The sequence below is a fragment of the Streptomyces sp. a15 genome (assembly GCF_059026085.1).
Window position 1 is genome coordinate 258,101 of record NZ_JBWLKM010000005.1, and the last position, 26,885, is coordinate 284,985.

Genomic DNA, 26,885 nt, shown 5'->3' on the forward strand with positions numbered 1-26,885 from the left:
CCTGCGCTGAGCCACGTCCGCTCGCGCGGTGATTCCACCTGCCTCTCACGGGAGTTCGCCATGTCTGTCTCCACCGTTGCCGCCGCCCAGTCCCTTTGCAGTGACATTTCGGGCGCGCTGCCCGTTCTGGGCCGGGATGTCACCGTCCCGCTCGTCACCGGCGGCGAGGTCACCTACGCCGCGCTCGACTACGCGGCCAGCGCGCCGGCACTGCAGCGCGTGTGGGACGACGTGGCGGCCTACGCCCCGTACTACGGCAGCGTCCACCGGGGCGCCGGCTACCTCTCCCAGCTGTCCACCGACCTCTTCGAGAACGCCCGCACGACGGTCGCCGAGTTCCTCGACTGCCGAGCCGACGACCAGGTGGTCTTCACCCGGTCCACCACCGACTCGCTCAACCTGCTCGCCGCCGCGCTCCCGGCCGACTGCCAGGTCTTCGTCTTCGAGACCGAGCACCACGCCTCGCTGCTGCCCTGGCAGGACGCCCGCGTCAGCTACCTCGACGCCCCGCGCACCCCGCGCCAGGCGGTGGCGACCCTGGAGCGCGCCCTCGCCGACCGCACTGCATCTATTCAAGAGGGCCACGGCCCGGCCCTGGTCTGCGTGACCGGCGCCTCGAACGTCACCGGTGAGCTGTGGCCCGTACGGGAGCTCGCGGCCGCCGCGCATGCGCACGGCGCCCGGATCGTCCTGGACGCCGCCCAGCTGGCCCCGCACCACCCGGTGTCGGTGCGGGACCTCGACGTCGACTGGGTCGCCTTCTCCGGGCACAAGCTGTACGCCCCCTTCGGCTCCGGCGTCCTGGCCGGCCGTGCCGACTGGCTGCGCGCGGCCGAGCCGTACCTCGCGGGCGGCGGCGCCAGCCGCAAGGTCACGCGGCGCCAGGACGGGGGAGTGGACGTGGAGTGGCACGAGAGCGCCGCCCGGCACGAGGCCGGCTCGCCCAACGTCATCGGGGTCTACTCCATCGCCTCCGCCTGCAAGGCCCTCACCGAGGCCGGCTTCGACACGCTGGTGGCCCGGGAGCAGCACCTGATCGACACGGTCCGCGCGGGTCTCGCCGAGGTCCCCGAGGTCAGGGTCCTCTCCCTCTTCGGTGACGACGCCCCGCGGGTCGGCGTGATCTCCTTCGTCGTCGAGGGCTGGAACAGCTCCCACTTCGCCGCCGCGCTCTCCGCCGAGTACGGCATCGGCGTCCGCGACGGCCTCTTCTGCGCCCACCCGCTGGTGCGCACCCTGCTCGGGAGCGACCCCCGGAGCCAGGGTGAGTGCGGTGCCCCCGAGGCCGCGCCCGGCGAGAAGTCCCTCAACGCGATCCGGGTGAGCTTCGGCGCGGGCACGCCGGACGAGCACGTGGAGCGTTTCGTGAGCGCCGTGAAGGAGCTGGTCCGGGACGGAGCGAAGTGGAACTACCGTACCGAGGACGGGCGTTGCGTGCCGGACACCACCTCGGCGTGACCCGGTAGCCGGGCGCCCAGCAGGATCATCCGCAGGGCGCGTTCGGTGGCGTCGGTGAGCAGTTCCGAAGCCCGCACCAGCGCCTCGGCCAGAGCCATCGGCGCCGGCAGGATCCCGCTGCACGCGTCCACGCCCGGCACGTCGTGCGCACCCTCGCCGAGGGTGCCCGCCAGCGCGAGCACCGGGCGTCCGTGCAGCTTGGCCCGCCGGGCCACCTCGGCGGGGACCTTCCCGCGCGGCGTCTGGCGGTCCAGGGCGCCCTCGGCGGTGACGACCAGGTCGGCGCGGGCCAGCCGGGCGTCCAGGTCGAGGTGGTCGAGCAGTACGTCGAAGCGGGGCAGGAGACGGGCACCGAGGGCGGCGAGACCGGCACCGAGGCCGCCGGACGCACCGGTGCCGGGGCCGCCGTGGAGGTCGGTGCCCGCGACCGCCAGGTCACGGGTGAGGACGTACGCCCAGTTCTCCAGGCCGGCCGACAGCTCCTCCACCTGTGCGGGCGTCGCCCCCTTCTGCGGGCCGAACACGCGGGCCACGCCCCGCTCCCCGCACAGCACGTTGTACGGATTGCAGGCGACGAGCAGCTCGACGCCCTTGAGGCGGGGGTCCAGGCCGGACGGGTCGATGCGGTGCAGCCGGATCAACTCCCGCCCGCCGTGGGGCAGTTCGAAGCCGTCCGAGTCCAACAGCCGGACCCCGAGCGCCTGGAGCGCGCCCGCGCCCCCGTCGGACGTGCCCGAGTCGCCGCAGCCGACCAGGATCCTGCGGACGCCGGTGTCGAGCGCGGCGCGGATCAGCTCGCCGACGCCGTACGTCGTGGTGGCGCCCGGGTCGCGCAGGGCGCGGGGCACGAGGGAGAGGCCGGCGACCGCGGCCATCTCCACGACCGCGGTGTCCCGGGAGCCGAGCAGCGCGAAGTGGGTGCCGACCGGTTCGCCGACCGGGCCCGTGGCGGGCAGCGCGACGAGCCGTCCGCCGGTCGCGGCGGCCAGCGCGGCGGCCGTGCCCTCGCCGCCGTCGACCAGGGGGATCAGGTCGAGGGCGGCGTCCGGCAGGACCCGGCGGACGCCGTCCGCGATGGCGTCGGCTGCGGCCTGCGCGGACAGGGACTCCTTGAAGCCGCTGGGGGCTACGACGACTCGGCTCAGCATGGCAAAGCTCCTAACGGACGACGGGAACACCGAGCAGCGGCCACACCGCGACGGCGAACAGCAGGACGAGCGCGGCGGTCAGCGGTGCCAGGACGGCGGACAGGCGCAGCAGGTCGCGGGGCGTGTAGGTGGGCGTGCCGGGGATCTCCGCGAAGAGCGTGACCGGCTTGGCCGAGGCGGGGAGCGTGTGGCAGAAACCCGCGGCGGCGGTGGACGCGAGCGCCGCCGCGACCGGGTTGACGCCGGCACCGGCGGCCGCCGCGACGACCAGCGGGACGAGCACCGACGAACGGGCCGAACGCGACTGGAGTACCAGGTGCGCCGCTGTGCTCACCACGACCACGACCGTCAGGAACACCAGGGGAGTAACGCCCGGGGGCAGCCCGGACACCAGCCACTTCGCCGCCCCCGAGTCGGCGAGCGCGACGCCCATCGCCATGGTCGCGGCCATGAACAGCAGCAGCGCCCAGGGCACGGTCCGCAGGGCGTCCTTCAGGCGTACGGTGCCCAGGGCGGGCGAGGCCGCCACGACCGCGCCGATCAGCGCGACGACCGCGGGCGGCACCCGGTGCAACGGCTCACTGCACCACAGCAGCACGACCGTACCGAGGAGCAGGGCGCAGCGCGTCTCGGCCTGGGTCCAGGGGCCGGTGACGGGGCTGTCGGTGTGCTGCTGGATCTCCTCGGCGGTGATGTGCACGGGGCCCCGGCGGTCCGCGCGTCGCGTGGTCGTCAACAGGACGGCCTCGGCGGCCAGGTGGGAGGAGACCACCGCCAGCGGCAGCCCGAGCAGCAGCCACTCGGTGAAGCCGATCCGCTCGCCGGCCGCCTCCCACAGCACCGACACGGTGATCAGATGGGCGCCTGCCCCGATCAGGGTCGCCACCGCAGACAGCAGGATCACGGTCGGGAACAGCAGCGCCAGCATCACGACCAGTCGTTTCCGGTCGGCAAGGGCCTTGGCGAGGGCCAGGAACACCGGCAGTGCGAGGGCGGCCCTGCCGGAGGTCGCCGGCACCGCGAACGCCGTGACGACCAGCGCGGCCGTCGTCAGGTGCACGAGCTGCCGTACCGTGCGCGCCCCGCCCACCAGGAACGCCGCCGCCCGTCCGGCGAGCCCGGTCCGGGCCACCGCCGCCGCCAGGACGAAGGCGCAGATCAGCAGCCACACCGTCGAGTCGCCGAGGGTGCCGAACAGGGTGTCGCTGCTGATCACCCCGGTCACCGTGAGGGCGAGTCCGGCGCCCAGCGCGATGTACGTGTCGTCGATCGGCGTACCGATCCAGGCGCAGGTCGCCAGCGCGAACACCGCGAGGGTCAGCCGCGCCTCCCCGCCCAGGCCGGGGAAGTTGCCGGGGACCGCGAGCAGCGCGCACAGGGAGAGGGCCACGCACAGGGCGGCGGCCAGGCGGAGGTTCAGGGTCACGTCATCTACGGTTCATCCGGGCGGTGAGCCCTGAATGAGCCGTACATGAAGGGGACTTCACCCGCCGGGCAGCCGGTACCCCATCCCCCGCACCGTCTCCACCTGCTCGGCGCCGAGCTTCTTGCGCAGTGCCCGTACGTACACGTCCACGATGTTGGAGCCCGGGTCGAAGTCGTAGCCCCACACGTGCGACAGGATCTGCTCGCGGGAGAGCACCTGGCCCGGGTGGCGCAGGAACAGCTCCAGGAGCACGAACTCGCGGGCCGTCAGGTCGATCGTGCGCTCGCCCGCCCGAGCCCTCCGCGTCCGCAGGTCCAGGCTCAGGGTGCCGGACCGCAGCACGGTCACCTCCGGCGCGCGGGCCGCCGTACGCAGCCGCAGGCGCACCCGGGCGAGCAGTTCCTCGAAGCGGAACGGCTTGGTCATCCAGTCGTCGGCGCCGCCCTCCAGGCCGGCCACGGTGTCCCGTACGGAGTCCCGCGCGGTCAGCACGATCACCGGGACCGTCACCCGGGACTCGCGCAGCTGCCGCAGCACCGTGAAGCCGTCCCGGCCGGGCAGCCCGATGTCCAGGACGACCAGGTCGAAGCCGCCGGTCAGGGCGTACTCGTAGCCCGCGTCGCCGTCGGCGACCACGGTGGTGGTGAAGCCGTTGGCGCGCAGGCCCTTCTCCACGAAGGAGGCGATGCGCTCCTCGTCCTCGACGATGAGAATGCGGTTCACGGGCGTGCCTCTTCCAGGATGAGTACGAAGGTGGCGCCGCCGCCCTCGGTGTGGTGCAGGCGGATCCGGCCGCCGTGGGCCTCCGCGATCGCCCGCACGATCGACAGGCCGAGCCCCGCGCCCGAGCCGCGGGTGCCGCGCCGGGCCGTGCCGCGCCGGAACCGTTCGAAGATCACCTCGGCGTCCTGCGGCTGGACGCCGGGCCCTGAGTCGGCGACGTACAGCTCGACGCGGGAGCCGTCGGCGCGGGAGCCTATGCGCACGGTCTGGCCGGCTGTGGTGTGCTGCACGGCGTTCTGGGCGAGTTGCACCATCGCCTGCGTGATCCGCTGGGGATCCAACTCGGCCTCTTGGTCGGCGACTTCGGCGAGCTGCCAGTCGCGCTCGCCGAGGGTGCGGGCCTTGACGAAGACGTCGGCGGTGAGCTCGGCGAGCTGCACCGGCTCCGGGGTGACGAAGTCGGGGCGCTCGGCCTTGGCGAGCAGCAGCAGGTCCTCGACGATGCGGCTCATCCGGTCCAGTTCGTCGGTGACCAGCCGGACGGTCTCCTCGCGCTCCGCCGGATCGTCGCCCATCAGCTCCAGATGGCCGCGCACGATGGTGATCGGGGTGCGCAGCTCGTGGCCGGCGTCGTCGACGAACTCCCGCTGGGCGGCGAAGGCGCGCTCCAGCCGGTCCAGCATCGCGTTGAACGTGTCGGCCAGGGCCGCGATGTCGTCGTGGCCGTGCACCGGGATACGGCGGGTGAGGTCCTGCTCGGTGAGCTGGGCGGCGGCGGTCCGCACCAGCCGTACGGGCTTCAGGATCCGTCCGGCGACCACCCAGCCGATGCCGGTCGTCAGCAGCAGGGCGACCCCGGAGATGGCGAGCAGGATGCGGAACACCTCGTTCACGCGCGCCTGTTCGCGCTCCGGGTGGAAGGCGACGACGAACGCGGCGTCCGGTTCGCTGCCGTGCCGGGCGACGGCGACCTTGGCCCAGCGGATCTCGCCCGAGGCCCGGTCGAGGGTGCCGGTGGAGTCGGGGGAGTCGAAGACGCGGCGCCGGGCACCGGCGTCCTCGTGCAGGGGCACGGCGACCGGGATGTCACGCGGCTGGATGATCTGCGCCGGGCCGCGGTCCGCCCGGCCGACCAGGCCGATCAGCTCCTCGTCCGGGTCGGCGTACTGCCGCTCCAGGAAGACCCTGAGCAGCCGGGCCGGATCGGTGAAGGGGCGGCCCGTCGCCGGGTCGACGCCACGTTCCTCGAAGTTGGTGAACTCGCCGGCCTCCTGGGCGAGCAGGCCGCCGATCCGGTGGTCGGCGTCCCGCAGCAGGATCGAGCGGGTGGTGGTGACCACCGAGGCGAGCGCGACCGCCATCACGAACAGCAGCCAGAGCAGGATGCGGACCCGGGCGGTGACCCGGCGGCGCGGGCCGTCAGCCGTCGCCGGGCCCGTCGTCGCCGGGTCCGTCGTCCGTGCCGTCCTGGCCGCGATCGTCGTCATCGTCGTCCCCCGCGGGGCTGTCGGTCACCTCGGGCCGGGAGACCACCTCGTCGCTCGGTGTCGGCCCGGGCCGGGTGGGTGTGGCCGAGGGGGAGCCGCTGTCCAGTTCCACCTTGGAGGGGACTTTCGGGGACTGCGGGCTGTCGGCGAGGGCGAAACTGGTCGCGGCGATGCCGAGCGGGATCACCACGACGGCGGCGAGGGCCGCCAACCGGCGAGAGAAGACCATGGGCCCGATCCTGCGGCCGCCTCCCGGTGGCGAGGATGAGCCCAGGATGAAGAACTCTTCATCCTGAACTCTTGATCCTGAACTCTTCATGCCGGGAAGCGCTGGATCCTCAGTTGTCGAGGCCGATCGCGAACGCCGCCTCCAGGTCGTGCTGCGAGTACGTCCGGAACGCCACGTGCGTGTCCGTCCCCTCCACGCCCGGGATCTTGCTGATGTGCCCGGGAATGACCTCCGCGAGATCCTCGTGCCGCTTCACCCGGACCATCGCGATCAGGTCGTACGTGCCGGTCACGGAGAACACCTCACTGACGTTCTCCAGCGCCGCGATCGACTCCGCGATCTCGGGGATCCGGTCCACGCTGGTCTTGATGAGGACGATCGCGGTGATCACGGCTGGTTCTCTCCCTCGGGGGACGGAGTTCGGGCGGCCTTCACTCTAGTCGCACGCCCGAAGCGCACCCACGCGAACGTGAGCCCCAGGCCGAAGCCCACCAGGTGGGCCAGGTAGGCCACGCCGGGGCCCTGGCCGGCCCGGCCCGCGGCCAGCCATTGGAGGGCCGCCCAGAAGGGCAGGACGACCCAGGCCGGGAAGCGCAGCGGGAGGAAGAAGAGGAACGGCAGGAGACTGGTGACGCGGGCTCCGGGGAACAGGTACAGGAACGCCCCGAGGACCGCCGAGATCGCCCCGGACGCGCCGACCAGGGACTGCTCGGAGTCGGCGTTGGCGGCCGCGTAGCCCAGCAGGGCCAGGTAGCCGCAGCCCAGATAGAAGAGAGTGAACTGGAAGCGGCCCATCCGTTCCTCGGTCAGCACGCCGAAGACGTAGAGGAAGAGCATGTTGCCCAGCAGGTGGACCCAGCTGCCGTGGACGAAGAGGGCCGTGGCGGGGGTGAGCGCGGCCCGCGCCGAGCCCTCGAACAGTTCGGCGGGCACCACGCCCCAGCGGTGGAAATAGGCCCGCTGCCCCGCGAGCAGGGCGTCGCCGGAGCCGTACGACGAATTGAGCCCCGAGGCCGGGCCGGCCAGGAAGAGCAGACAGCACACGGTGATCAGCCCGTATGTCATCGGCGCCGACGGCCGCCGGACCGCCCCGACCGCCCTGCCGACCGTCCCGCTCCAGTTGCTGATCATGAACACAGAGCATGACGCAAGGGGACCGGACGGCACGGAGCGCCTCGCCGCTGTGGACGGCGGAGCGGCGAGTACCCGCCAGGCCGTAGGGTAACGAGCCACACGCACCGGGGTTCCCGGCGCGTCACGGACACTAGAAGGAACAAGAAGGAAGGCGAACAGCCACGATGACGGTTCCCCTGCCGACTGCCTCGACGCGGTGGCGCTGCAGCCTCTGCGGCAACCTCACGCGCTTCGACGTGACCCGCTCGTCGAAGGTGGTCGAGTACGTCCACCTCGACCTGGCCGGTGAGCCGAAGGTCGAGGAGCGCGACGTGGTCAGTGAGACCATCGAGTCGGTGCGCTGCCGCTGGTGCAACGCCGTGGATCAGGTGGAACTCGTGGACAGGCCGGGCGCCGGCTCCTGAGGGAGCGGGCCCCGCACAGGCGATGGGGTGAGGATGGTGGAGACCGCAGGCGGGGGGCCGGGCGACGGCGCCGCTGAGGTGCTCGACCGTCCGCTGCCCGACGGCGTGCGCCGCAGGGTCGTACAGATCGTCTCGGACGGGTTCGGCGGACTGACCGTCGGCGAACTGCCCGCGCAGCTACGACAGTACGCCCGGTTCGCGCCGAACCGGCGCGCCAAGTTCGCCGGCAACGCCATGGCGGCCGCCCTGGAGACCGATCCGCTGTTCCGGCAGCGCATCGGGGAGAAGTTCAGAGAGACGCAGCCGGAGCTCTCCGGCGCCCTGGACTCCGGCTCGCCGCCCCCGGCCGCGGACCCGCTCGACGTGGCGGCCGCGGCCTACGTACTGCGGCCCACCGGCTGGGTGAAGCTCGTGACCGCGGCCGGCGAGGAGGCCCAGCGGGCCTACGCCGAGCGCGCCGACGAGGAGAGCCGCGCCGAGCTGGAGCGGCTGCGCGAGGAACTCGACCGGGCCCGTGAGCAGACCCGGAGCGAGACCGAGCGGCTGCGCACCGAGCTGGATTCGGCCAAGAAGGAAGCGGACTCGCTGCACCGCAAGCTGCGCGCCGCCGTGAGCGACGTCAAGCGCGGCGAGGCCGCCCTGCGCAAGCTGCACGCCGAGATGGAGACCCTGCGCGCGGAGGGGCAGGCCCAGGTGTCCGCCGCGGAGAGCGAGTCCCGGCGGCTCAAGTCACGGCTCGGCGAGGCGGAGGCGGCCTTGGAGGCCACCCGCAAGGCGGCCCGCGAGGGACGCAGCGTCGAGGACATGCGCGTACGGCTGCTGCTCGACACCCTGCTCGACGCGACCCAGGGACTGCGGCGGGAACTCGCGCTGCCGCCGGTGTCCGTACGGCCGGCCGAGACCGTGGATGCGGTCGAACCGGGACGTATGACCCCGAAGGACATCGCGGCGCGGGCGTTGTCCGAGAACGACCCCGCGATCCTCGACCAGCTCCTCGCGCTGCCGCAGGCCCATCTGGTGGTCGACGGCTACAACGTCACCAAGACAGGCTATCCCCAAATGCCCCTGGAGAAGCAGCGGTTGAGGCTCCTCGGGCAGCTCTCCCAGCTCGCCGCGCAGACCGGCGCCGAGGTGACGTGTGTCTTCGACGGGGCCGAACTGGCCGCGCCGGTGCTCTTGGCGCCACCGCGCGGGGTGCGGGTGCTGTTCTCCAAACCGGGCGTCACCGCGGATGAGTTGATCCGCCAGCTGGTGCGCGCGGAGCCGCCGGGGCGTCCGGTCATCGTCGCCTCGACCGACCGTGAGGTCGCCGACGGGGTGGCCCGGGCGGGGGCGCGGCCGGTCGCTTCCGCGATGCTTCTCAAGCGGTTGTCCTGAAGGTCAACGTACGGGCCTAATGTCCGAATTGACGGAACCGTCACGCAACGTAGCGTCAAGCAAACCTCACTGCATGTGAGTTGAGTGTAAAGAATGACGGGTGTGACGAGATTTTTCTCGTGAGGATTTGAACTGATCACGGGAAGGTCACTAGGGTCTGGCCTCGAACCTCCGAGCGGGTGATCACTCAAAAGAAGGAGTTCACCTCCGTGGCGTCCCACCGTCGACCCAAGCAACCGAGCCGTGCACGCGTGACCGTGCTGACCACCGCAGCCGCCGCTGCGGTCGCCCTGAGCTCGCAGGCCGCGAATGCCGCGCCGAGCGAGAAGCCCAGCAAGGACGAGGTCAAGGCCAAGGTCGACAAGCTCTACGAAGAGGCCGAGCAGGCCACCGAGAAGCTCAACGGGGCCACGGAGAAGCAGGAGAAGCTCCAGAAGGAGATCTCCACCATCCAGGACAACGTCGCCCGCGGCCAGGAGGAGCTCAACGAGCTGCGCGACTCCATAGGCCTGGCGGCCGCGGCCCAGTACCGCACGGGGTCGATCGACTCCTCGGTCCAGCTCTTCCTCTCCTCGGACCCGGACGACTACCTGGACAAGGCGTCGACCATGGACCAGCTGAGCGGTCAGCAGGTCGAGGCGCTGAAGAAGATCCAGGACAAGCAGCGCGAGCTCGCCCAGGACCGTTCCGAGGCCTCCGAGAAGCTCAAGGACCTCGCGAGCACCCGCACCGAACTGGGCAAGAAGAAGAAGGAAGTCCAGGGCAAGCTCGCCGCGGCGCAGAAGCTCCTCAACACCCTGACGGCCGCCGAGAAGGCCGCCCTCGCCGCCGAGGACGCCCGCGCCAGCCGCGACGCCGGCGAGCGCGTCGACCTCGGTGACGCCCCCGTCGGCTCCGGCCGGGCGATGGCCGCCTTCCAGGCCGCGCAGACCCAGATCGGCAAGCCGTACGTCTACGGCGCCACCGGCACCGCCTCCTACGACTGCTCGGGCCTGACCTCCTGGGCGTACGCGCAGGCCGGCGTCGGGATCCCGCGCACCTCGCAGGCCCAGGCCAACGCCGGTACGCGCATCTACTCGCAGAGCGACCTCAAGGTCGGCGACCTCGTCATCTTCTACGGCGACCTGCACCACGTCGCCCTCTACGCGGGCAACGGCCAGGTGCTGCACGCCCCGCGCACCGGCACGGTCGTCCGCTACGAGTCGATCAACAACATGCCGTTCCAGTTCGGCGTCCGGATCTGATCACCCTCAGGACGGGTCCGATCACCATCAAGATCGGCACGCCGCACCGCCCGTTCGGGCGAATCATCGCCACGTGAACTGACCCCACGCCCCGCCCATGACCTGCGTCTGAGGCGGGGCGTCACTTTGTGTGCCCGCCAAGGTCGTTGGTGCGCCCCCCTCCTCGGGGCTAATGTCTGCCGCGTTTCCCTGTCCGCCAGCGGAAGGAGTGCGGCTTCCCGTGGGGTCCCATCGCCGCTTTGCACCGTCCGGGTTCGACCGGGGCGCCAGTACGGCGCTCTGCGTCCTGTCAGTCGCCGCCGCGGCCCTCGGCGTCCTGCCGGCCACGTCGGCCGTCGCCGCACCGCACGACGACACCCGCGCGGAGGTGGACCGCCTCTACGAGGAGGCAGAGCAGGCGACCGAGGCCTACAACAAGGCCGACGAGCGCGCCGACGACCTCCGCGAGGAGGTCGGCACCGCGCAGGACGGGATCGCCCGGCAGCAGGAGCGCATCAACCGCATGCGGGAGGCGCTCGGGGCGCTCGCCGGCGCCCAGTACCGCTCCGGCGGCCTCGACCCCTCCCTCGCCCTGCTGTTCTCCGACGACCCGGACGACTACCTCGACAAGGCCGGCGTCCTCGACCGGATCACCGCGCGCCAGGCGGGCGAGCTCAAGGACCTCCAGGAGGCCATGCGCGAACTCGCCCAGGAGCGTTCCGAGGCGGCCGAGAAGCTCGGCGAACTGGAGAAGAGCCGCAAGGCCGTCGCCTCCCACAAGCGGACCGTCGAGAAGAAGCTCGCCAAGGCACGCGCGCTCCTCAACGCCCTGCCGTCCGACGCACGAGACGCCTACGAGCGGGCCTCCCGCTCCGGCCGCTCCGACCTGCCCGACCTCGGCGGCGTCGCCCCGCCGTCCGACCGTGCGGCCGCCGCGATCGCCGCCGCCCGCTCCGCGCTCGGCAAGCCGTACGTCTGGGGCGCCAACGGCCCCTCGGGCTTCGACTGTTCGGGCCTGATGCAGTGGTCGTACGCACAGGCCGGCGTCTCCCTGCCGCGCACCTCGCAGGGCCAGCGCTACGCCGGCCGCCAGGTCCCGCTGTCCCAGGCACAGCCCGGTGACCTGGTCACCTACCGGGGGGACGCCAGCCATGTGGCGATGTACATGGGCAACGGCCAGGTGATCCACGCGCCCTATCCCGGAGCGCCGGTGCGCTACGACCCGGTGGGCATGATCCCGGGCGCGACCGTGACCAGGGTCTGACCGGGCGGCCGCGACCACCGTACGATCGGGGGCGTGGCCAGGCCCTGTCGTCGAATTCCCGCCTGCCGCGCGGCACCATGCACGCGCTCTCGCCGCACCGGGCACAAACCCACGTACAACCAGTACGAGGGTCTGTGCCCGGCACGCCGAGAGCACGCACCTGACGCCGCGCGGCCCGCCCTCCGGGCGGACGACGGGAATTCGACGACAGGGCCTGGGGCGCTGGGGGGACGCGGAGTCGTCGCGCTGTGTCTGCTGTTGCTCGTCGCGCTGGTGGGATGCGGCGGGAAACCCGCCACCGACAGTGCGAAGGCCGATGTGCAGCGGGTCCTGGACCGGCGGGCGACCGCGGTCCTGGACCGCGACCGGGCCGCGTTCGTGAAGACGGGCGCGCTGAGCTGGTTCGCGAACCTCACCGCGGTCCCGCTCGCCGACTGGTCCTACCGCGTCACCGCCCTGCACCGCACCGGCAGCACCGCCACCGCCGACGTCGAACTGCGCTACCGCGTCCAGGGCTACGACCGGGCCCCCGTCACCGTCGGCCGCACCCTGACCCTGAGCCTGGACGCGGGCGGGCAGTGGTACGTGGACGCCGAGCAGCCCGCGAAGAAGACCGCCCAACAACTGTGGGACCAAGGCGAGGTGATGGCCGTACGCGGTCGGCACAGCCTGGTCCTCGGGGTCGGCCGGTCCGGCGAGGAACTGCACTCCTACGCGGATCTGGCGGACCGCGCCGTACCGGCCGTGTCGGACGCGTGGGGCACCGACTGGCCTCGGCGCGTCGTCGTGCTCGTACCGAGGTCGCTGGAGGGCATGGCGGGGCTGCTCGGCTCGCCCGCCTCCTCCTACCGCGGCATCGCGGCGGTCACCACCGGCGAGACGGGCGCACCGGCCGAGGCGCCCGCGGACCGGATCATCGTCAACCCCGACGCGTACGGCGTCCTCGGCTCGGTCGGCAAGCAGGTCGTGCTCACCCACGAGACGACCCATGTCGCCACCCGCGCCGACACCACCCCCGCGACGCCTCTGTGGCTGTCCGAGGGGTACGCCGACTGGGTCGGCTACCGCGGCAGCGGCCGTACGCCGGTCCAGGCCGCGCCCGAGCTGTGGGACGCCGTCGCCGAGGGCAGCCTGCCGGCCGCGCTGCCGACCGACGGGGACTTCGGCTTCAGCGGCGACGCGGCCGGGCTCGCGCGGGCCTATGAGGGCGGCTGGATGGCCTGCCGGATGATCGCCGAGCGCTGGGGCGAGGTGCGGCTGAAGGAGTTCTACAAGGCCGTGGGGGCGCACGAGAAGCGGCCGGGGGCGGTCGAGGACGCGATGCGGAAGGTGCTCGGCACGACGCCGGGGGAGTTCACCGAGCAGTGGCGGGAGTATCTGCGGGAGCAGCTGGGCTGATCGAGGTGGTGTCGGCCGGGCTGACCGAGGCGTGTCAGCCCGGCTGATCGAGCTGTGCGAGGGCCTCTTCGAGCCAGGCCCGCTCGGCCCGCCCGGTCGCCCGGGCGACCCGCAGCATGCCCTCCCGGAACAGGTCGCCGGTCTCCTCCGCCCGTACGGGCTTCCCGTCCGCGTAGAAGAAGCTCGCGGGCGTCTGAAGGAACTCCAGCCGGCGGCGCAGCACCGCGGCCTGCTCCCGGCGGTCGGGCAGGTGCCGCAGGAACGCCAGGAGCGTGTTGAAGCGCACGTGGTCCGTGATCTCGGCCTGCTTGGGGTGCCGCAGGCGTTCCAGCAGGTCCTCGCGGCCCTTGTCGGTCAGGGACAGCATCCGGCGCGGGGCCGCGCTCGTGCCCGGCTCGGTGTGCTGGTCCAGCTTGCCCGCGGTCACCAGGCGGCTGATCGCCGGGTAGAGGGCACCGTCGCTGACCGGGCGGACATGGCCGCTGAGCGCCTTGATGCGCTCCTTCAAGTCATAACCGTGCAGCGGTTGTTCGGCCAGGAAGCCCAGGATCGACAGCTCCAGCACTGTTTCCTCCTTGCGGGTGTCGTAGCGCCATGCTACCTCTTATCGAGCTACCTCGCTTAGAGGTAGCTCGAATCGAGGGAGGCCAAGGGTGAACGCCCACCGCAAGCAGCTCACAGTGCTCGCCCAGCCCGTCTACTTCGCGCTCCTGGCCTCCGTCGCCGCCGGGATCATCAACACCCTCTGGGTCTCCCGGCTCGGCGGTCCGGCCGTCGCCGCCGTGGCCGTGGCGACCAACGCCGAGAACGTGCTGCTCGGCGTCGCCCTGGTCTTCGGCTCCGGTACGACCGTGCTGGTGGCGCACGCCAGGGGTGCACGGGATCCGGGTGCGGTACGGGCGGCGGTGCGCGGGGGCTGGGCGCTGTGTGCGCTGGTGACGCCGGTGGTCGTGGCGGGCGGGCTGCTGCTGCGGGAGCCGCTCGCCCGGCTGGTGCTGGGCGGAGGCGCCGCCGTGTCGCTCGCGGTGGCCTACTTCGCGGTCTCGATACCGGGCATCGCCGTCTTCTTCGCGCAGAACCTCGTCGACGGCATCCTGAAAGGCACCGGCGACACCAGAACCCCGATGCGGCTCGCGCTCCTCGCCAACGGGCTGATCCTGGTCTGCGACCCGTTCTTCATCCACCTCTACGGCGTCCAGGGCGCCGCCGTCTCCACCGTGCTGTGCCGGTGCGTGGCCTTCGCGGTGGGGCTGCTCGCCCTGCGCCGGAACAAGCTGCTCCGGCAGTGCGCGGGCGTACGGCCCTCGGAGGGCACCTGGACGGCAGCGCGGCGGACGCTGCGGACCGGGCTGCCGATGTCCGCCGACTTCACCGTGCGGCAGGCCGGGGCGCTGGCGCTGGTGGCGATCGTGGCGCGGCTCGGGGTGACGGCGGTCGCCGCCTACTCGATCGCGTACAAGGTCATGTACGTCGCCACCATGGCCTTCTACGCCGTCCGCCAGGCCGCCTCGATCCACACCGCGCACACCCGGGGCGCCGGGCGGGACGCGCGCCGGGAGATCGGGCGGCAGGCCGTGCTGGTGTCCGGGGCGGCGGGGCTCGCGGCGGCCGCCCTGCTGTTCGTCGCCGCCCCCTGGATCATGGCTGCCTTCGGCGCCGGGCCCGAAGTCGCCCACGACGGCACCCTGTTCCTGCGCTGCGTCGGCCCCTATCTGCTGCTGATGGCCTGCTTCATCGCGGCCGGCGGGGTCTTCGAGGGCAGCGGGGGCGCTCCGGCGCTGCTGCGGGTGACCGTGCTCGGCACGGCGGTCCAGCTGCCCCTGGCGTACGGCCTCACGGGCCTCGGCCTGCCGGGGGTGTGCCTGGCGCTGGCGCTGGCCATGGCGGTGCAGTGCGGGGCCTTGGTGGTGCTGTTCCGGCGGGCCCGGAATCAGGAGGAGGCCGAGGTCTCCTTGGCGCGACCGGCGCCGGCGGCCTGATCGGGCAGCTCGGCCGGGACGGGCTTCGGCACCGTCGAGCGCCACAGCCGGCGGGCCGCGACGACGGCGGCGAGGACCAGCAGGCCGTTGCGGACCACCAACAGGGTGATGCCGAGGGGGTCGCTGGCCACGACGTTCCCGAAATAGAGCGGGAACTCCAGGACCGTCACGAAGCACGCCGCCAGCACCAGGCCGGCCGGCAGGCCCATCAGGGTGGCGCGGAAGCACAGGCAGACGGCCGCGATGCCGACCAGCCACACCATGTACTGCGGGCTGATGACCCTGCTGGTCACGGTGAACATCAGCACCCCGACGAAGGCCGCGTCGGCCGCCGTGTGTGCCTCGAACCGGGTCGCCACCAGCCGCCACAGCAGCAGCCAGCCGAACGTCATGCCGGTGAGGGCCAGCGCGGCCGTGCTCACGATGTTCACCCACGGGCCGAGGAACTCGACCGAGCCGTAGTTCAGCAGCACCTGGCCGTCCCAGCCGTAGTGCCGGGCCACGTGGAAGACCAGCGCGCCCAGCGACTCCACCTCGGTGCCCCGGTCGCGCTGGAAGGTCAGGAAGGCGAACGCGCCGGGCATCGCGAGGGTGAACAGCGCGGCCAGCGCGGCCATGGTCGCCACCGCCGACATCCAGGCGCCGCGCGTGCGCACGCCCAGGAGCAGCAGCGCCGGCCACACCTTCAGCATCGCCCCGAAGCCCGCGAGGGCGCCCATCAGACGGGGATGCCGGGAGCCCGCGAGCAGGGCGGCGACCGCGACCGCGGTGACCATCACGTCGTAGCGGGCGTAGACGGTGGGGCCGAGCAGCGGTACGCCCGCCACCCACACCCAGGCGCCGCTCAGCCGTCGGTTCGGGCGCCGGCCCGCGTACACCAGCAGGGACACGGCGACCAGGTCGGCGAGGAAGGCGAGGACGAAGAAGGCCGACGCGTAGTCGAGGAAGGGCAGCAGACCGGGGGCGAGGATCGGAAGGGCCGCGGCGGGCGGATACTGCCAGGTGACGTCGTCCAGCGGGAAGGTGCCCGTGCGCAGCACGTCGTACCAGCCGTGGTAGATGACCGACACGTCACTGGTGACGTCCGGGCCCGGGAAGACGTACACCTTGAAGACGAAGAGCAGCAGCAGCAGCCTGGTCACGCCCCAGGTCATGAGCAGCCACGGCAGAGACCGCCTCGCGCCCGTCGTCTCCACGTGATCCCCTGCCCGTTCGATTCCCGCCTTGAGGGGAACATGATGTCGTCCCCTCCTGTGAGCGTGCCACAAGGGCCACCGCAGGCGGCTGTGAGCAGGCGGTTTCGGTAGGGTCTGGGTCGATGCACAAGACCCTGATCGTCACGAACGACTTCCCGCCCCGGCCCGGCGGCATCCAGGCGTTCCTGCACAACATGGCGCTGCGCCTCGACCCCGAGCGGCTCGTCGTGTACGCCTCCACCTGGAAGCGCGGCCGGGAGGGCGCCGAGGCCACCGCCGCCTTCGACGCCGAGCAGCCCTTCACCGTCGTACGGGACTCCACGACGATGCTGCTGCCGACGCCCGCGGCGACCCGGCGGGCGGTCGGGCTGCTGCGCGAGCACGGGTGCACCTCGGTGTGGTTCGGGGCGGCGGCGCCGCTCGGGCTGATGGCGCCGGCGCTGCGGAAGGCGGGCGCCGAGCGGATCGTGGCCACCACCCACGGGCACGAGGCCGGATGGGCGCAGCTGCCCGCCGCGCGACAGCTGCTGCGCCGGATCGGGGAATCCACGGACACCATCACCTACCTCGGCGAGTACACGCGCTCGCGAATCGCCGGCGCGCTGACGTCGGACGCGGCCGGGCGGATGGCGCAGCTGCCGCCGGGCGTCGACGAGAAGACCTTCCACCCCGGCTCGGGCGGCGCCGAGGTCCGGGCGCGGCTCGGGCTGAGCGAGCGGCCGGTGATCGTGTGCGTCTCGCGGCTGGTGCCGCGCAAGGGGCAGGACACGCTGATCCGCGCCATGCCGCGGATCCTGGCCGCCGAGCCGGACGCGGTGCTGCTGATCGTCGGGGGCGGGCCGTACGAGAAGGAGCTGCGCAGACTCGCCCACCAGACCCGGGTCGCCGACTCCGTCCGCTTCACCGGCGCGGTGCCCTGGGCCGAGCTGCCCGCGCACTACGGCGCCGGTGACGTGTTCGCCATGCCGTGCCGGACCCGGCGGGGCGGACTCGACGTCGAGGGGCTCGGGATCGTCTACCTGGAGGCCTCCGCGACCGGGCTGCCCGTCGTCGCCGGCGACTCCGGCGGCGCCCCGGACGCGGTCCTCGACGGCGAGACCGGCTGGGTCGTGCGGGGCGGCTCCGCCGAGGAGGCCGCCGACCGCATCCTCGTCCTCCTCCAGGACGCCGAGCTGCGCCGCAGGATGGGGGAGCGGGGGCGGGCGTGGGTCGAGGAGAAGTGGCGCTGGGACCTGCTGGCGGAAGAATTGAAGGCGTTGCTGTAACGGAACTCCCAGTTGCCGGTGCGCGACTCCTAGGCGGAGGGAAATAATCCGCCGATGCTGCGCACATGACAGCAAAACTGATGCAACGTCAGCTGACGAGACGTCACATCTTGGGCATGGTGGCCCTGCAGACCGCCGCCGCGTCCGGTCTCACCCGCATCGGTCTCCAGACGGCCTCGGGCGCCGAGCCCGCCGCCGTCGACAACGCCCCCGCCATCGTGGTCGGTTCGGGCTACGGCGGTGCCGTCGCCGCCCTCCGCCTCGGCCAGGCCGGCATCCGCACCCTCGTCCTCGAGATGGGCCGGGCGTGGAGCACCCCCGGCGCCGACGGCAAGGTCTTCTGCTCCACCAGCGCCCCGGATCAGCGGTCCATGTGGTTCCGCACCCGCACCGAGGCACCGCTGGCCACCTTCCTGTGGCTGGACGTCGTCAACAGGGACATCAGCGCCTACCCGGGAGTCCTGGACCGGGTGCACTTCGACGCCATGTCCGTGTACGTCGGCCGGGGCGTCGGCGGCGGCTCCCTCGTCAACGGCGGGATGGCGGTGACGCCGTTGAAGGCGTACTTCGCCGAGCAGTTCCCCACCGTCGACTCCGACGAGATGTACGGCACCTACTTCCCGCGCGCCCGCTCCATGCTGGGCGTCAACACCGTCGACCCCGCCTGGTTCGAGTCGACGGAGTGGTACCGCTTCACCCGGATCTCCCGCGCCCACGCCCAGAAGACCGGCCTGAAGACCACCTTCGTGCCGAACGTCTACGACTTCGGGTACATGCAGCGCGAGGCGGCCGGCACGGCCACCAAGTCCGCGCTCGCCGGCGAGGTGATCTACGGCAACAACCACGGCAAGCGCACCCTCGACAAGACGTACCTCGCCGCGGCCCTCGGCACCGGCAACGTCACCATCCACACCCTGGAGAAGGTCAGGGCCGTCAGCCGGGCCGCCGACGGCTCCTGGCTGCTCACCGCCGACCGCATCGACACCACCGGCACGGTCGTCGAGACCAAGCAGTACGGCTGCGCGTACCTCTTCCTCGGCGGCGGTAGCCTCGGCACCACCGAACTCCTCGTCCGCGCCCGGGAGACGGGCACGCTGCCCGCCCTGGACGCGAGCGTCGGCGCCGGCTGGGGCACCAACGGCAACGTGATGCTCGGCCGCGCCAACCACCTCTGGGACACGGTCGGGGCGAACCAGTCGACCATGCCGGTCATGGGCATCGACGACTGGGCCAACACCGCCAACCCCGTCTTCGCGGAGATCGCCCCGCTGCCGACGGGACTCGAGCACTGGGTCAGTCTGTATCTGGCGATCACCAAGAACCCGTCGCGGGCGTCGTTCTCGTACGACAGTGGGACGGGCGGCGTGCGGCTGGGCTGGACGGCCGCCCACAGCGCAGTCTCCGTCGCCATGGCCAAGAAGCTGTTCGACCGGATCAACTCGGCGAACTCGACGATCTACCGGTACGACCTGTTCGGCTCGTCCAACAAGGTCTTCGCCGACGACTTCACGTACCACCCGCTGGGCGGCTGCGTGCTGGGGAAGGCGACCGACACCTACGGCCGGGTGAAGGGGTATCCCAGGCTGTACGTCACCGACGGCTCGCTCGTGCCCGGGTCGATCGGGGTGAACCCGTTCGTGACGATCACCGCGCTCGCCGAACGGACGATGGCGCGGGTCCTCGTGGAGGACACCGCGCCATGACAGTCCGTCAAATACGCCAGGGGCCTTGCTACTTCTGGTAGATGGCCTCGATCTCGGACGCGTAGTCCTTCGCCACCACGTTGCGCTTGAGCTTCAGGGACGGCGTCAGGTGGCCCGAATCCTCCGTGAACTGGGAGGACAGAATGCGGAACTTCCGCACCGATTCCGCCTTCGACACCGCGGCGTTGCCGTCGTCGATCGCCGACTGGATCGCGGCCAGCAGGTCGGGGTCCGCGCGCAGCGACGCCGCGGTGGAACCCTCCGGCTTGCCGTGCTCGGCCGCCCAGCGGCCCAGGAACTCGTCGTCGACGGTGACCAGCGCGCCGACGAACGGCCGTCCGTCGCCGACCACCATGCACTCCGCGACCAGCGCGTGCGCGCGGATGCGGTCCTCGATCACGGCCGGGGCGACGTTCTTGCCGCCCGCGGTGACGATGATCTCCTTCTTGCGGCCGGTGATCCGCAGGTAGCCGTCCTCGTCGAGGGTGCCGATGTCCCCGGTGTGGAACCAGCCGTCGGCCAGCGCCTCGGCGGTGGCCGCCTCGTTGTTCCAGTAGCCCTTGAACAGGTGCTCGCCGTGCAGCAGCACCTCGCCGTCGTCCGCGATCCTGACGACCGAGCCGGGCAGCGGCTGGCCGACCGTGCCGATCTTCTGGCGGTCCCAGGGGTTGAAGGCGGTGGCGGCACAGGACTCGGTCAGGCCGTAGCCCTCCAGGACCGTGAAGCCGATGCCGCGGAAGAAGTGACCCAGGCGCTCGCCCAGCGGGGCGCCGCCGGAGATGGCGAACTCGCCCTTGCCGCCGAGCACCGCGCGCAGCTTGCTGTAGACGAGCTTGTCGAAGGTCTTGTGTTTGATCTTCAGGCCGAGGGACGGGCCCGACGGGGTGTCCAGCGCTTTGCTGTACGCGATCGCGGTGTCCGCGGCCTTGTCGAAGATCTTGCCCTTGCCGTCCGCCTGCGCCTTGGCGCGCGCCGAGTTGTAGACCTTCTCGAAGACGCGCGGGACACCGAGGATCAGGGTCGGCCGGAAGGACGCCAGCTCGTCGGTGAGGTTCTTGATGTCCGGCACCATGCCCAGCTTGATCGGCGCCATCATCGGCGCGACCTGCACGAGCCGCCCGAAGACGTGCGCGAGCGGCAGGAACAGCAGGACGCTGCACTCACCGGTGCGGAACAGGGGGCGCAGGCGCTCCACGATGTTCCCGCACTCGGCGAAGAAGCTGCGGTGGGTCAGCACACAGCCCTTGGGCCGGCCCGTGGTGCCGGACGTGTAGACGATGGTCGCCGGGTCGTCCGCCTTGGCCTGCGAACTGCGCTCCTCGACGGTGTCGTCGGAGACGTCCTGGCCCAGGCGCCCCAGCTCCTCCAGGCCACCGGCCTCGATCTGCCAGACGTGCTTGAGGGCGGGCAGGCTGTCGCGCACCGACTCGACGGCGGCCGTGTGGTTGTCGAGCTCGACGATGCAGGCGGTGGCGCCCGAGTCGCTGAGGATCCACTGGACCTGCTCGGCCGAGCTGGTCTCGTACACCGGCACGGTGACCGCGCCCGCGCACCAGATCGCGAAGTCGAGCAGGGTCCACTCGTACCGCGTGCGGGACATCAGGCCGACCCGGTCGCCGGGCTCGACGCCGGAGGCGATGAGCCCCTTCGCCGCCGTGTGCACCTCGGCGAGGAAGGCGGTGGCCGTCACGTCCTGCCAGGCACCGTCGACCTTGCGGGCGATCACGGCGACATCCGGATGCTGCGCGGCGTTTCTCCGGACGATGTCGGTGAGATTGCCGTCCGCAGGGACCTCGTACAAAGCCGGAAGGCTGAACTCGCGCAAGACTGCTGCTCCTCATAGGGCGCCGGCGCCACGACGTTGTGTGATGCGCGACGGTCCGGTCCGAGACTCGGGCGGGTGCTCAGAGCTTCGCTCCGGGACTCGGGGACCCGGTGGTTGAAATCCTGAGCACGACTGGACCGACCGGACGTTACCCGCCGGTATGGCTTCTTCGACAGGGGGTCCCGGCGAGATGTTCGCTGCGTCACACGGATTGGTTTTCCTCCGCGCACAGTAGTCCACCCCCTAACTGACTGGCCAGTAACCGCAGGCCCCGCCGCCACTGTTCACGTATGCCGCACACGCTTACGCTTGATCGTCATGGCACCCACACCAGCCGGAAACGGCAGGACACGCGTTCATGTGGTCAGTGACGTACACGGCAACGCCCGTGACCTGGCCAGAGCCGGCGAGGGCGCGGACGCCCTGATCTGCCTGGGTGACCTCGTCCTCTTCCTCGACTACGCCGACCACTCGCGCGGGATCTTCCCCGAGCTCTTCGGCGTGGAGAACGCCGACCGCATCGTCGAGCTGCGCACCGCCCGCCGCTTCGAGGAGGCACGCGAGCTCGGGGCCCGGCTGTGGGCGGGGGTCGGCGAGCACCGGGCAGAGGTGATCGAGCAGGCGGTGCGCAAGCAGTACGCCGAGATGTTCGCGGCGTTCCCGACACCGACGTACGCGACCTACGGCAATGTCGACATGCCGCCTCTGTGGCAGGAGTACGCCGGTCCGGGCACGACCGTGCTCGACGGGGAGCGGGTCGAGATCGGCGGCCTGGTCTTCGGCTTCGTGGGCGGCGGACTGCGGACGCCGATGCGGACGCCGTACGAGATCAGCGACGAGGAGTACGCGGCGAAGATCGAGGCGGTGGGCGAGGTGGACGTGCTGTGCACGCACATCCCGCCGGAGGTGCCCGAGCTGGTCTACGACACCGTCGCGCGCCGCTTCGAACGGGGCAGCCGGGCGCTGCTGGACGCGATCCGCCGCACCCGGCCCCGCTACGCGCTGTTCGGTCACGTCCACCAGCCGCTGGTGCGCCGGATGCGGATCGGGGCGACCGAATGCGTGAACGTCGGGCACTTCGCGGGATCAGGGAAGCCCTGGGCACTCGAATGGTGAGAGACCGCAGCTGAGGGGGTGAAGGCGGCCGGTCGACCGCGCGGTAGCCTTCACGCTGCACACACGTGCGCAGGCTTGTGCACGGTGGACTTGCCTACCGGCCCGCATCTGGAGGAGCCACAGCGATGGCGGAACACACCAGCTCGAGCATCACGATCGAGGCGGCACCGGCCGATGTCATGGGGGTGATCGCCGACTTCGCCCGCTACCCGGACTGGACCGGAGAGGTGAAGGAGGCGGAGGTCCTGGCGACCGACGCCCAGGGGCGCGCCGAACAGGTCCGCCTGGTCATGGACGCCGGGGCGATCAAGGACGACCAGGTCCTGGGCTACACCTGGACCGGCGAGAACGAGGTCTCCTGGACCCTGGTGAAGTCCCAGATGCTGCGCTCGCTCGACGGCTCGTACCTCCTCAAGCCCGCGGGCGCGGGGGCGACCGAGGTGACGTACCGGCTCACCGTCGACGTCAAGATCCCGATGCTCGGCATGATCAAGCGCAAGGCGGAGAAGGTCATCATCGACCGGGCGCTCGCCGGCCTGAAGAAGCGGGTGGAGTCGGGGGCGAAGTAGCGTCGGGGACGAAGCCGCCGTCCCCGCCAGGGCGGTACGCGGAGGTACCGTTCACCCCCATGCGCACCATCCTGATCACGGGCCCGGGCGGCAGCGGCCGTACGACGGTCGCCGCCGCCACCGCACTCGCCGCCGCCCGGGAGGGCACCCGCACCCTCGTCCTCAGTGCGGACCGCACCGACACCCTCGGCGCGGTGCTCGGCACGCCGACGGGCCCGGCGCCGGTACGGGCCGCGGCGAACCTCACCGCCTGGCGCCCCGACGCGACCGCGGGCTTCCGTGACGACCTGGCCGCCTTCCAGGACCGCGCGTCCTCCGTCCTCGACCTCCTGGGCGCCTCCCGCCTGGACCCCGAGGAGGTCACCCCCCTCCCCGGCGCCGAGGAACTCACCCTGCTGCGCGCCCTGCGGGACGCGGTCCTCGCCGAGGCGCACGACCTGCTCGTGGTCGACCTGCCGCCCACCCCGCAGGCCCTCGCCCTGCTCGCGCTCCCCGAGGAGCTGCGCCGCTATCTGCGCCGCCTGCTCCCGCCCGAGCGGCAGGCGGCCCGTGCCCTGCGCCCCGTCCTCGGCCGACTGGCCGGCGTGCCCATGCCCGCGCAGTGGCTGTACGAGACCGCCGCCCGCTGGGACGTCGAACTGGCCGCCGTCGAGGCGGTCGTCGCCGACCGGAACACCGCCGTACGACTGGTCGCCGAGCCCTCACCGGCCGGCGCCGACGCCGTCACCAGTGCCGGCCTCGGCCTTGCCCTGCGCGGCCTGCGCCCCGACCTCCTGGTGGCGAACCGGGTGCTGCCGGAGGCGGCGGGGGACAGCTGGCTCGCCGGGCCCGTCGCCCAGCAGCGCAAGGTCCTCGCGGAGTGGCAGGAGTCGTACGACGTCCGGCCCGTGGCCCATCTGGGCCGCGACCCGCGCGGCGCCGACGACCTGGCCGAGCTCGCCGCCCCCGGCGTCAAGGCGGAGGCCTCCACGGTCGAGTGGCCCGTCACCGACCACCTCGCCGAGGACGGCGTCCTCATCTGGCACCTCCCGCTGCCCGGCGCGATACGCCACGAACTGGACCTCATCCGGCGCGGCGACGAACTCGTCGTCAGCGCGGGGCGGTTCCGCCGGATCGTCCCGCTGCCGTCGGCCCTGCGCCGCTGCACCGTCGACGGGGCCGCCCTGCGGGAGGGCGAGCTGCGGATCCGGTTCGCGCCCGACCCGGAACTATGGCCCGGGACACGGTGAACCGCATACGGCCGTTCGGGTAACGTCGTAGGGACGAACCGTAGTCAGGAGTCCGTCATGAGCGAAGAGCTCCCCCCGTCCGACTCCGCCGGGCGTGAGGCCGTCGACGAGGTGCGGGCGACCGACGCCGACGCGTGGGCGACGGCGTGTGCCGAGGACCTCGCGGCGGAGAAGGCCCGCCGCCGCGCCGATTACGGCCCGCCGCCGGGCTCGGCCGCCGAGGAACTGCGCAAGTTCGTCGACAGCGTCGCGGACAAGCTGTCCGGCCTCCAGTCCCCGCTGTTCGGCGCCGTCGCTGGACCCGCCGCCCAGCAGGTGGTCAAGCAGGTCGTGCAGCAGGCCAAGGCGGCCGTCGAACCCGTCATCGAACGCAACCCGGACGTCTTCGACCACCTGGCCGCCGCGGGCAACGAACTGCTCGCCGCCTACCGCTCCGCCGTCGAGGCCCAGGAGCGACGCTGGACGACCGGCGGCAGCGACCCCCGTGACCTGGACGAGGGCCGCCCCGACAAGGGTGACGAGCCGGGCCCCGGCGAGCGCATCGACCTGGACTGACGGGGCCCCCGCCCGACGGGCGGACGACGGGACCCCGACGGCAGGGCCTCGGGTACGGTTGGCCGTAGCGGGGCTCGACCGAAACTGAGGGATTCATGGGACTCACCATCGGCGTCGATATCGGCGGCACGAAGATCGCGGCCGGCGTGGTCGATGAGGAAGGCAACATCCTCTCGACCTTCAAGGTGCCGACCCCGGGTACGTCCGAGGGCATCGTGGACGCCATCGCCTCCGCGGTGGAGGGTGCGCGCGCCGGTCACGAGATCGTCGGCGTGGGCATCGGTGCCGCCGGATACGTCAACCGCCAGCGCTCCACGGTCTACTTCGCGCCGAACATCGACTGGCGCCAGGAGCCGCTGAAGGAGAAGGTCGAGGCACGCGTCCACCTGCCGGTCGTCGTGGAGAACGACGCCAACGCGGCCGCGTGGGGCGAGTACAAGTTCGGCGGCGGCAAGGGCCACCGCAACGTCATCTGCATCACCCTCGGCACCGGCCTCGGCGGCGGCATCATCATCGGCAACAAGCTGCGCCGCGGGCACTTCGGCGTGGCCGCCGAGTTCGGACACATCCGCATGGTCCCGGACGGGCTGCTGTGCGGCTGCGGCAGCCAGGGCTGCTGGGAGCAGTACGCCTCCGGGCGCGCCCTGGTGAGGTACGCCAAGCAGCGCGCCAACGCGACCCCCGAGAACGCGGAGATCCTGCTCGGCCTGGGCGACGGCACCCCCGACGGCATCGAGGGCAAGCACATCTCCATGGCCGCCCGCCAGGGCGACCCCGTCGCCGTCGACTCCTACCGCGAGCTCGCCCGCTGGGCCGGCGCCGGCCTCGCCGACCTCGCCTCCCTCTTCGACCCCTCCGCCTTCATCGTCGGCGGCGGCCTCTCGGACGAGGGCGAGCTGGTCCTCGACCCGATCCGCAAGTCGTACAAGCGCTGGCTGGTCGGCGGCAACTGGCGCCCGGTGGCCGATGTCATCGCCGCCCAGCTGGGCAACAAGGCGGGCATGGTCGGCGCGGCGGACCTGGCGAGAGAGCCCGACCCGATCATGTGACGCTCGCTGTTCCGGCCCAAGGGGCGCGGGGTTGCATAGACATGCGGCTCCGCCGCGATGGGGGTCCCCCCGCTCGAGCGAAGCCGAGAGTGGGGGAGCGACAAGCCACGACGAGCCGGCAGTCGCCCATGCACCTCGCGCCCCGAGCCTTTGGGCGTAGATTGATCGACATGGTGCTGCTCCCCAACTCCCGCACTGAGTCCGACGGTTCCGCGGTCATCAGGGTCCTGAGCTACAATATCCGCTCGATGCGCGACGACCCCGCCGCCCTGGCCCGAGTGATCAGCGCCTGCGCCCCCGACCTGGTCCTCGTCCAGGAAGCCCCCCGCTTCTTCCGCTGGCGCAAGAAGCTGGCACGGCTCGCCGCGGCCTCGGGCCAGGTGATCCTCTCCGGCGGCGGCACGGCGGCCGGACCGGCGATCCTCTGCTCACTCCGGGCCACCGTCGAGCGCACCGAGGACGTTCTGCTCCCCCTCACCCCGGGCCAGCACCGCCGCGGCTTCGCCACCGCGGTCGTACGGTTCGGGGGCGCCCGGGTCGGCGTCCTGAGCTGCCATCTGTCGCTGCGGAAGGACGAGCGGTACGAGCAGGCCGGCCTGCTCCTCGACCGGCTCGCCGGCATGGGCGTGGAGCACGCGATCGCGGGCGGCGACCTGAACGAGCGCCCCGGCGGCCGCACCTTCGCCCGCCTCACCGAGAGTCTCCAGGACTGCCGGGCCACCGCCCCCTGGGGCGGCGAACACACCTGGACACGCACCGACCCCCGCCGGCGCATCGACGCGATCTTCGCGACGAAGGGTGTGGAGGTGCTGGGGTGCGGGGTGCCGCTGGGGCATCCCGGCGTGACGGAGACAGACCTGAGGGCGGCCACGGACCACCTTCCGGTGCTGGCCGCCCTCAGAATTCCCGCGTCGGACCCGCGCTACTAGGGCCTGTCCGGCGGATCAGGTCAATCGGCGGTGCCTGATCGACGCGCCATGCCCCGCGTCTGCGGCATGATCCGCCGGACAGGCCCTAGGGGGTGTTTCGAAAGTCCCGCACAGCACCCACGGCGCCCGGCACGCACTCTCGCCGCACCGGCCGAAACCCCAAGTACGTCCAGGCCATCGACGGGGCCTTTCGTCCGGC

25 protein-coding genes are annotated in these 26,885 nt (G+C 72.0%); 15 read left to right on the forward strand and 10 right to left on the reverse strand.

The features are described 5' to 3' along the window. Nucleotides 1-60: 60 nt before the first annotated feature. Nucleotides 61-1,458, forward strand: coding sequence for an aminotransferase class V-fold PLP-dependent enzyme (locus AC5P09_RS08830; RefSeq protein ID WP_493873280.1), 1,398 nt, complete (start codon nt 61-63; stop codon nt 1,456-1,458). Here AC5P09_RS08830 and AC5P09_RS08835 read toward each other — a convergent pair. The 7 genes from AC5P09_RS08835 to AC5P09_RS08865 form a co-directional block, all read right to left on the reverse strand. Beyond that, nucleotides 1,410-2,606 carry a glycerate kinase gene (locus tag AC5P09_RS08835; protein ID WP_493873281.1) on the reverse strand — a complete coding sequence of 399 codons (1,197 nt, stop codon included), beginning with the start codon at nt 2,604-2,606 and terminating at the stop codon, nt 1,410-1,412. The genes AC5P09_RS08830 and AC5P09_RS08835 overlap by 49 nt on opposite strands. Nucleotides 2,607-2,616: 10 nt before the next feature. Continuing rightward, on the reverse strand, nt 2,617-4,032 hold the full coding sequence (locus tag AC5P09_RS08840; protein ID WP_493873282.1) for an SLC13 family permease: 1,416 nt from the start codon (nt 4,030-4,032) through the stop codon (nt 2,617-2,619). A 57-nt stretch (nt 4,033-4,089) separates the two neighbouring features. Further along, on the reverse strand, nt 4,090-4,755 hold the full coding sequence (locus AC5P09_RS08845) for a response regulator transcription factor (protein WP_493873283.1): 666 nt from the start codon (nt 4,753-4,755) through the stop codon (nt 4,090-4,092). Continuing rightward, on the reverse strand, nt 4,752-6,242 hold the full coding sequence (locus tag AC5P09_RS08850) for a sensor histidine kinase (RefSeq protein WP_493873284.1): 1,491 nt from the start codon (nt 6,240-6,242) through the stop codon (nt 4,752-4,754). The genes AC5P09_RS08845 and AC5P09_RS08850 overlap by 4 nt, the downstream gene beginning before the upstream one ends. Beyond that, nucleotides 6,175-6,471 carry a small secreted hydrophilic protein gene (locus AC5P09_RS08855; protein ID WP_493873285.1) on the reverse strand — a complete coding sequence of 99 codons (297 nt, stop codon included), beginning with the start codon at nt 6,469-6,471 and terminating at the stop codon, nt 6,175-6,177. Before AC5P09_RS08855 ends, AC5P09_RS08850 begins: the two co-directional genes overlap by 68 nt. Nucleotides 6,472-6,580: 109 nt before the next feature. Further along, complete coding sequence (locus AC5P09_RS08860) at nt 6,581-6,862, reverse strand: Lrp/AsnC family transcriptional regulator (protein WP_493873286.1); 282 nt, start codon at nt 6,860-6,862, stop codon at nt 6,581-6,583. Continuing rightward, the gene (locus AC5P09_RS08865; protein ID WP_493873287.1) at nt 6,859-7,602 is read right to left on the reverse strand and encodes a rhomboid family intramembrane serine protease; all 744 of its coding nucleotides are present in this window, start codon (nt 7,600-7,602) and stop codon (nt 6,859-6,861) included. Before AC5P09_RS08865 ends, AC5P09_RS08860 begins: the two co-directional genes overlap by 4 nt. 167 nt (nt 7,603-7,769) lie before the next feature. On the opposite strand from AC5P09_RS08865, the gene AC5P09_RS08870 reads away from it, so the two are divergent. The 5 genes from AC5P09_RS08870 to AC5P09_RS08890 all read left to right on the forward strand — a co-directional run bounded on the left by AC5P09_RS08870 (nt 7,770) and on the right by AC5P09_RS08890 (nt 13,271). Beyond that, nucleotides 7,770-8,009 carry a hypothetical protein gene (locus AC5P09_RS08870; protein ID WP_493873288.1) on the forward strand — a complete coding sequence of 80 codons (240 nt, stop codon included), beginning with the start codon at nt 7,770-7,772 and terminating at the stop codon, nt 8,007-8,009. A 33-nt stretch (nt 8,010-8,042) separates the two neighbouring features. Beyond that, nucleotides 8,043-9,386, forward strand: coding sequence for an NYN domain-containing protein (locus AC5P09_RS08875; protein ID WP_493873289.1), 1,344 nt, complete (start codon nt 8,043-8,045; stop codon nt 9,384-9,386). Between the two features lie 209 nt (nt 9,387-9,595). Beyond that, entirely contained in the window at nt 9,596-10,630 is a 1,035-nt protein-coding gene (locus AC5P09_RS08880) for a C40 family peptidase (protein WP_493873290.1), read from the forward strand. A gap of 220 nt (nt 10,631-10,850) precedes the next feature. Next, nucleotides 10,851-11,873: a C40 family peptidase gene (locus tag AC5P09_RS08885; protein WP_493873291.1), complete on the forward strand. Its 1,023-nt coding sequence runs from the start codon at nt 10,851-10,853 to the stop codon at nt 11,871-11,873. Between the two features lie 222 nt (nt 11,874-12,095). Next, nucleotides 12,096-13,271 (forward strand): hypothetical protein, encoded by a 1,176-nt coding sequence (locus tag AC5P09_RS08890; RefSeq protein ID WP_493873313.1) that lies wholly within the window; start codon nt 12,096-12,098, stop codon nt 13,269-13,271. 34 nt (nt 13,272-13,305) lie between these two features. On the opposite strand, the gene AC5P09_RS08895 is transcribed toward AC5P09_RS08890, so the two are convergent. Further along, nucleotides 13,306-13,836: a PadR family transcriptional regulator gene (locus AC5P09_RS08895; protein WP_493873292.1), complete on the reverse strand. Its 531-nt coding sequence runs from the start codon at nt 13,834-13,836 to the stop codon at nt 13,306-13,308. A gap of 88 nt (nt 13,837-13,924) precedes the next feature. Here AC5P09_RS08895 and AC5P09_RS08900 point away from each other — a divergent pair, with 88 nt between their 5' ends. Next, nucleotides 13,925-15,250, forward strand: a complete 1,326-nt coding sequence (locus AC5P09_RS08900; protein WP_493873293.1) for an MATE family efflux transporter — start codon at nt 13,925-13,927, stop codon at nt 15,248-15,250. Here AC5P09_RS08900 and AC5P09_RS08905 read toward each other — a convergent pair. After that, nucleotides 15,202-16,446 carry a glycosyltransferase 87 family protein gene (locus tag AC5P09_RS08905; RefSeq protein WP_493873294.1) on the reverse strand — a complete coding sequence of 415 codons (1,245 nt, stop codon included), beginning with the start codon at nt 16,444-16,446 and terminating at the stop codon, nt 15,202-15,204. The two genes, AC5P09_RS08900 and AC5P09_RS08905, sit on opposite strands and share 49 nt — an antisense overlap. Nucleotides 16,447-16,568: 122 nt before the next feature. On the opposite strand from AC5P09_RS08905, the gene AC5P09_RS08910 reads away from it, so the two are divergent. Both AC5P09_RS08910 and AC5P09_RS08915 read left to right on the forward strand, forming a co-directional pair. Next, nucleotides 16,569-17,711 (forward strand): glycosyltransferase family 4 protein, encoded by a 1,143-nt coding sequence (locus tag AC5P09_RS08910; RefSeq protein WP_493873295.1) that lies wholly within the window; start codon nt 16,569-16,571, stop codon nt 17,709-17,711. An 80-nt stretch (nt 17,712-17,791) separates the two neighbouring features. Further along, nucleotides 17,792-19,414 carry a GMC oxidoreductase gene (locus tag AC5P09_RS08915; RefSeq protein WP_493873314.1) on the forward strand — a complete coding sequence of 541 codons (1,623 nt, stop codon included), beginning with the start codon at nt 17,792-17,794 and terminating at the stop codon, nt 19,412-19,414. Between the two features lie 28 nt (nt 19,415-19,442). Here the strand turns inward: AC5P09_RS08915 and AC5P09_RS08920 are convergent, their stop codons facing one another. Beyond that, on the reverse strand, nt 19,443-21,239 hold the full coding sequence (locus AC5P09_RS08920) for an AMP-dependent synthetase/ligase (protein ID WP_493873296.1): 1,797 nt from the start codon (nt 21,237-21,239) through the stop codon (nt 19,443-19,445). Nucleotides 21,240-21,599: 360 nt separating this feature from the next. Here AC5P09_RS08920 and AC5P09_RS08925 point away from each other — a divergent pair, with 360 nt between their 5' ends. The 6 genes from AC5P09_RS08925 to AC5P09_RS08950 all read left to right on the forward strand — a co-directional run bounded on the left by AC5P09_RS08925 (nt 21,600) and on the right by AC5P09_RS08950 (nt 26,686). Continuing rightward, complete coding sequence (locus tag AC5P09_RS08925; protein ID WP_493873315.1) at nt 21,600-22,355, forward strand: metallophosphoesterase family protein; 756 nt, start codon at nt 21,600-21,602, stop codon at nt 22,353-22,355. A gap of 125 nt (nt 22,356-22,480) precedes the next feature. Continuing rightward, nucleotides 22,481-22,924: an SRPBCC family protein gene (locus AC5P09_RS08930; protein ID WP_307674194.1), complete on the forward strand. Its 444-nt coding sequence runs from the start codon at nt 22,481-22,483 to the stop codon at nt 22,922-22,924. A 59-nt stretch (nt 22,925-22,983) separates the two neighbouring features. Then, nucleotides 22,984-24,153, forward strand: coding sequence for an ArsA family ATPase (locus AC5P09_RS08935; RefSeq protein ID WP_493873297.1), 1,170 nt, complete (start codon nt 22,984-22,986; stop codon nt 24,151-24,153). A 57-nt stretch (nt 24,154-24,210) separates the two neighbouring features. Then, nucleotides 24,211-24,708 carry a DUF5304 domain-containing protein gene (locus AC5P09_RS08940; protein ID WP_493873298.1) on the forward strand — a complete coding sequence of 166 codons (498 nt, stop codon included), beginning with the start codon at nt 24,211-24,213 and terminating at the stop codon, nt 24,706-24,708. Between the two features lie 95 nt (nt 24,709-24,803). Further along, nucleotides 24,804-25,757, forward strand: coding sequence for an ROK family glucokinase (locus AC5P09_RS08945; protein WP_493873299.1), 954 nt, complete (start codon nt 24,804-24,806; stop codon nt 25,755-25,757). Between the two features lie 170 nt (nt 25,758-25,927). Beyond that, entirely contained in the window at nt 25,928-26,686 is a 759-nt protein-coding gene (locus AC5P09_RS08950; RefSeq protein ID WP_493873300.1) for an endonuclease/exonuclease/phosphatase family protein, read from the forward strand. Nucleotides 26,687-26,885 lie beyond the last annotated feature (199 nt).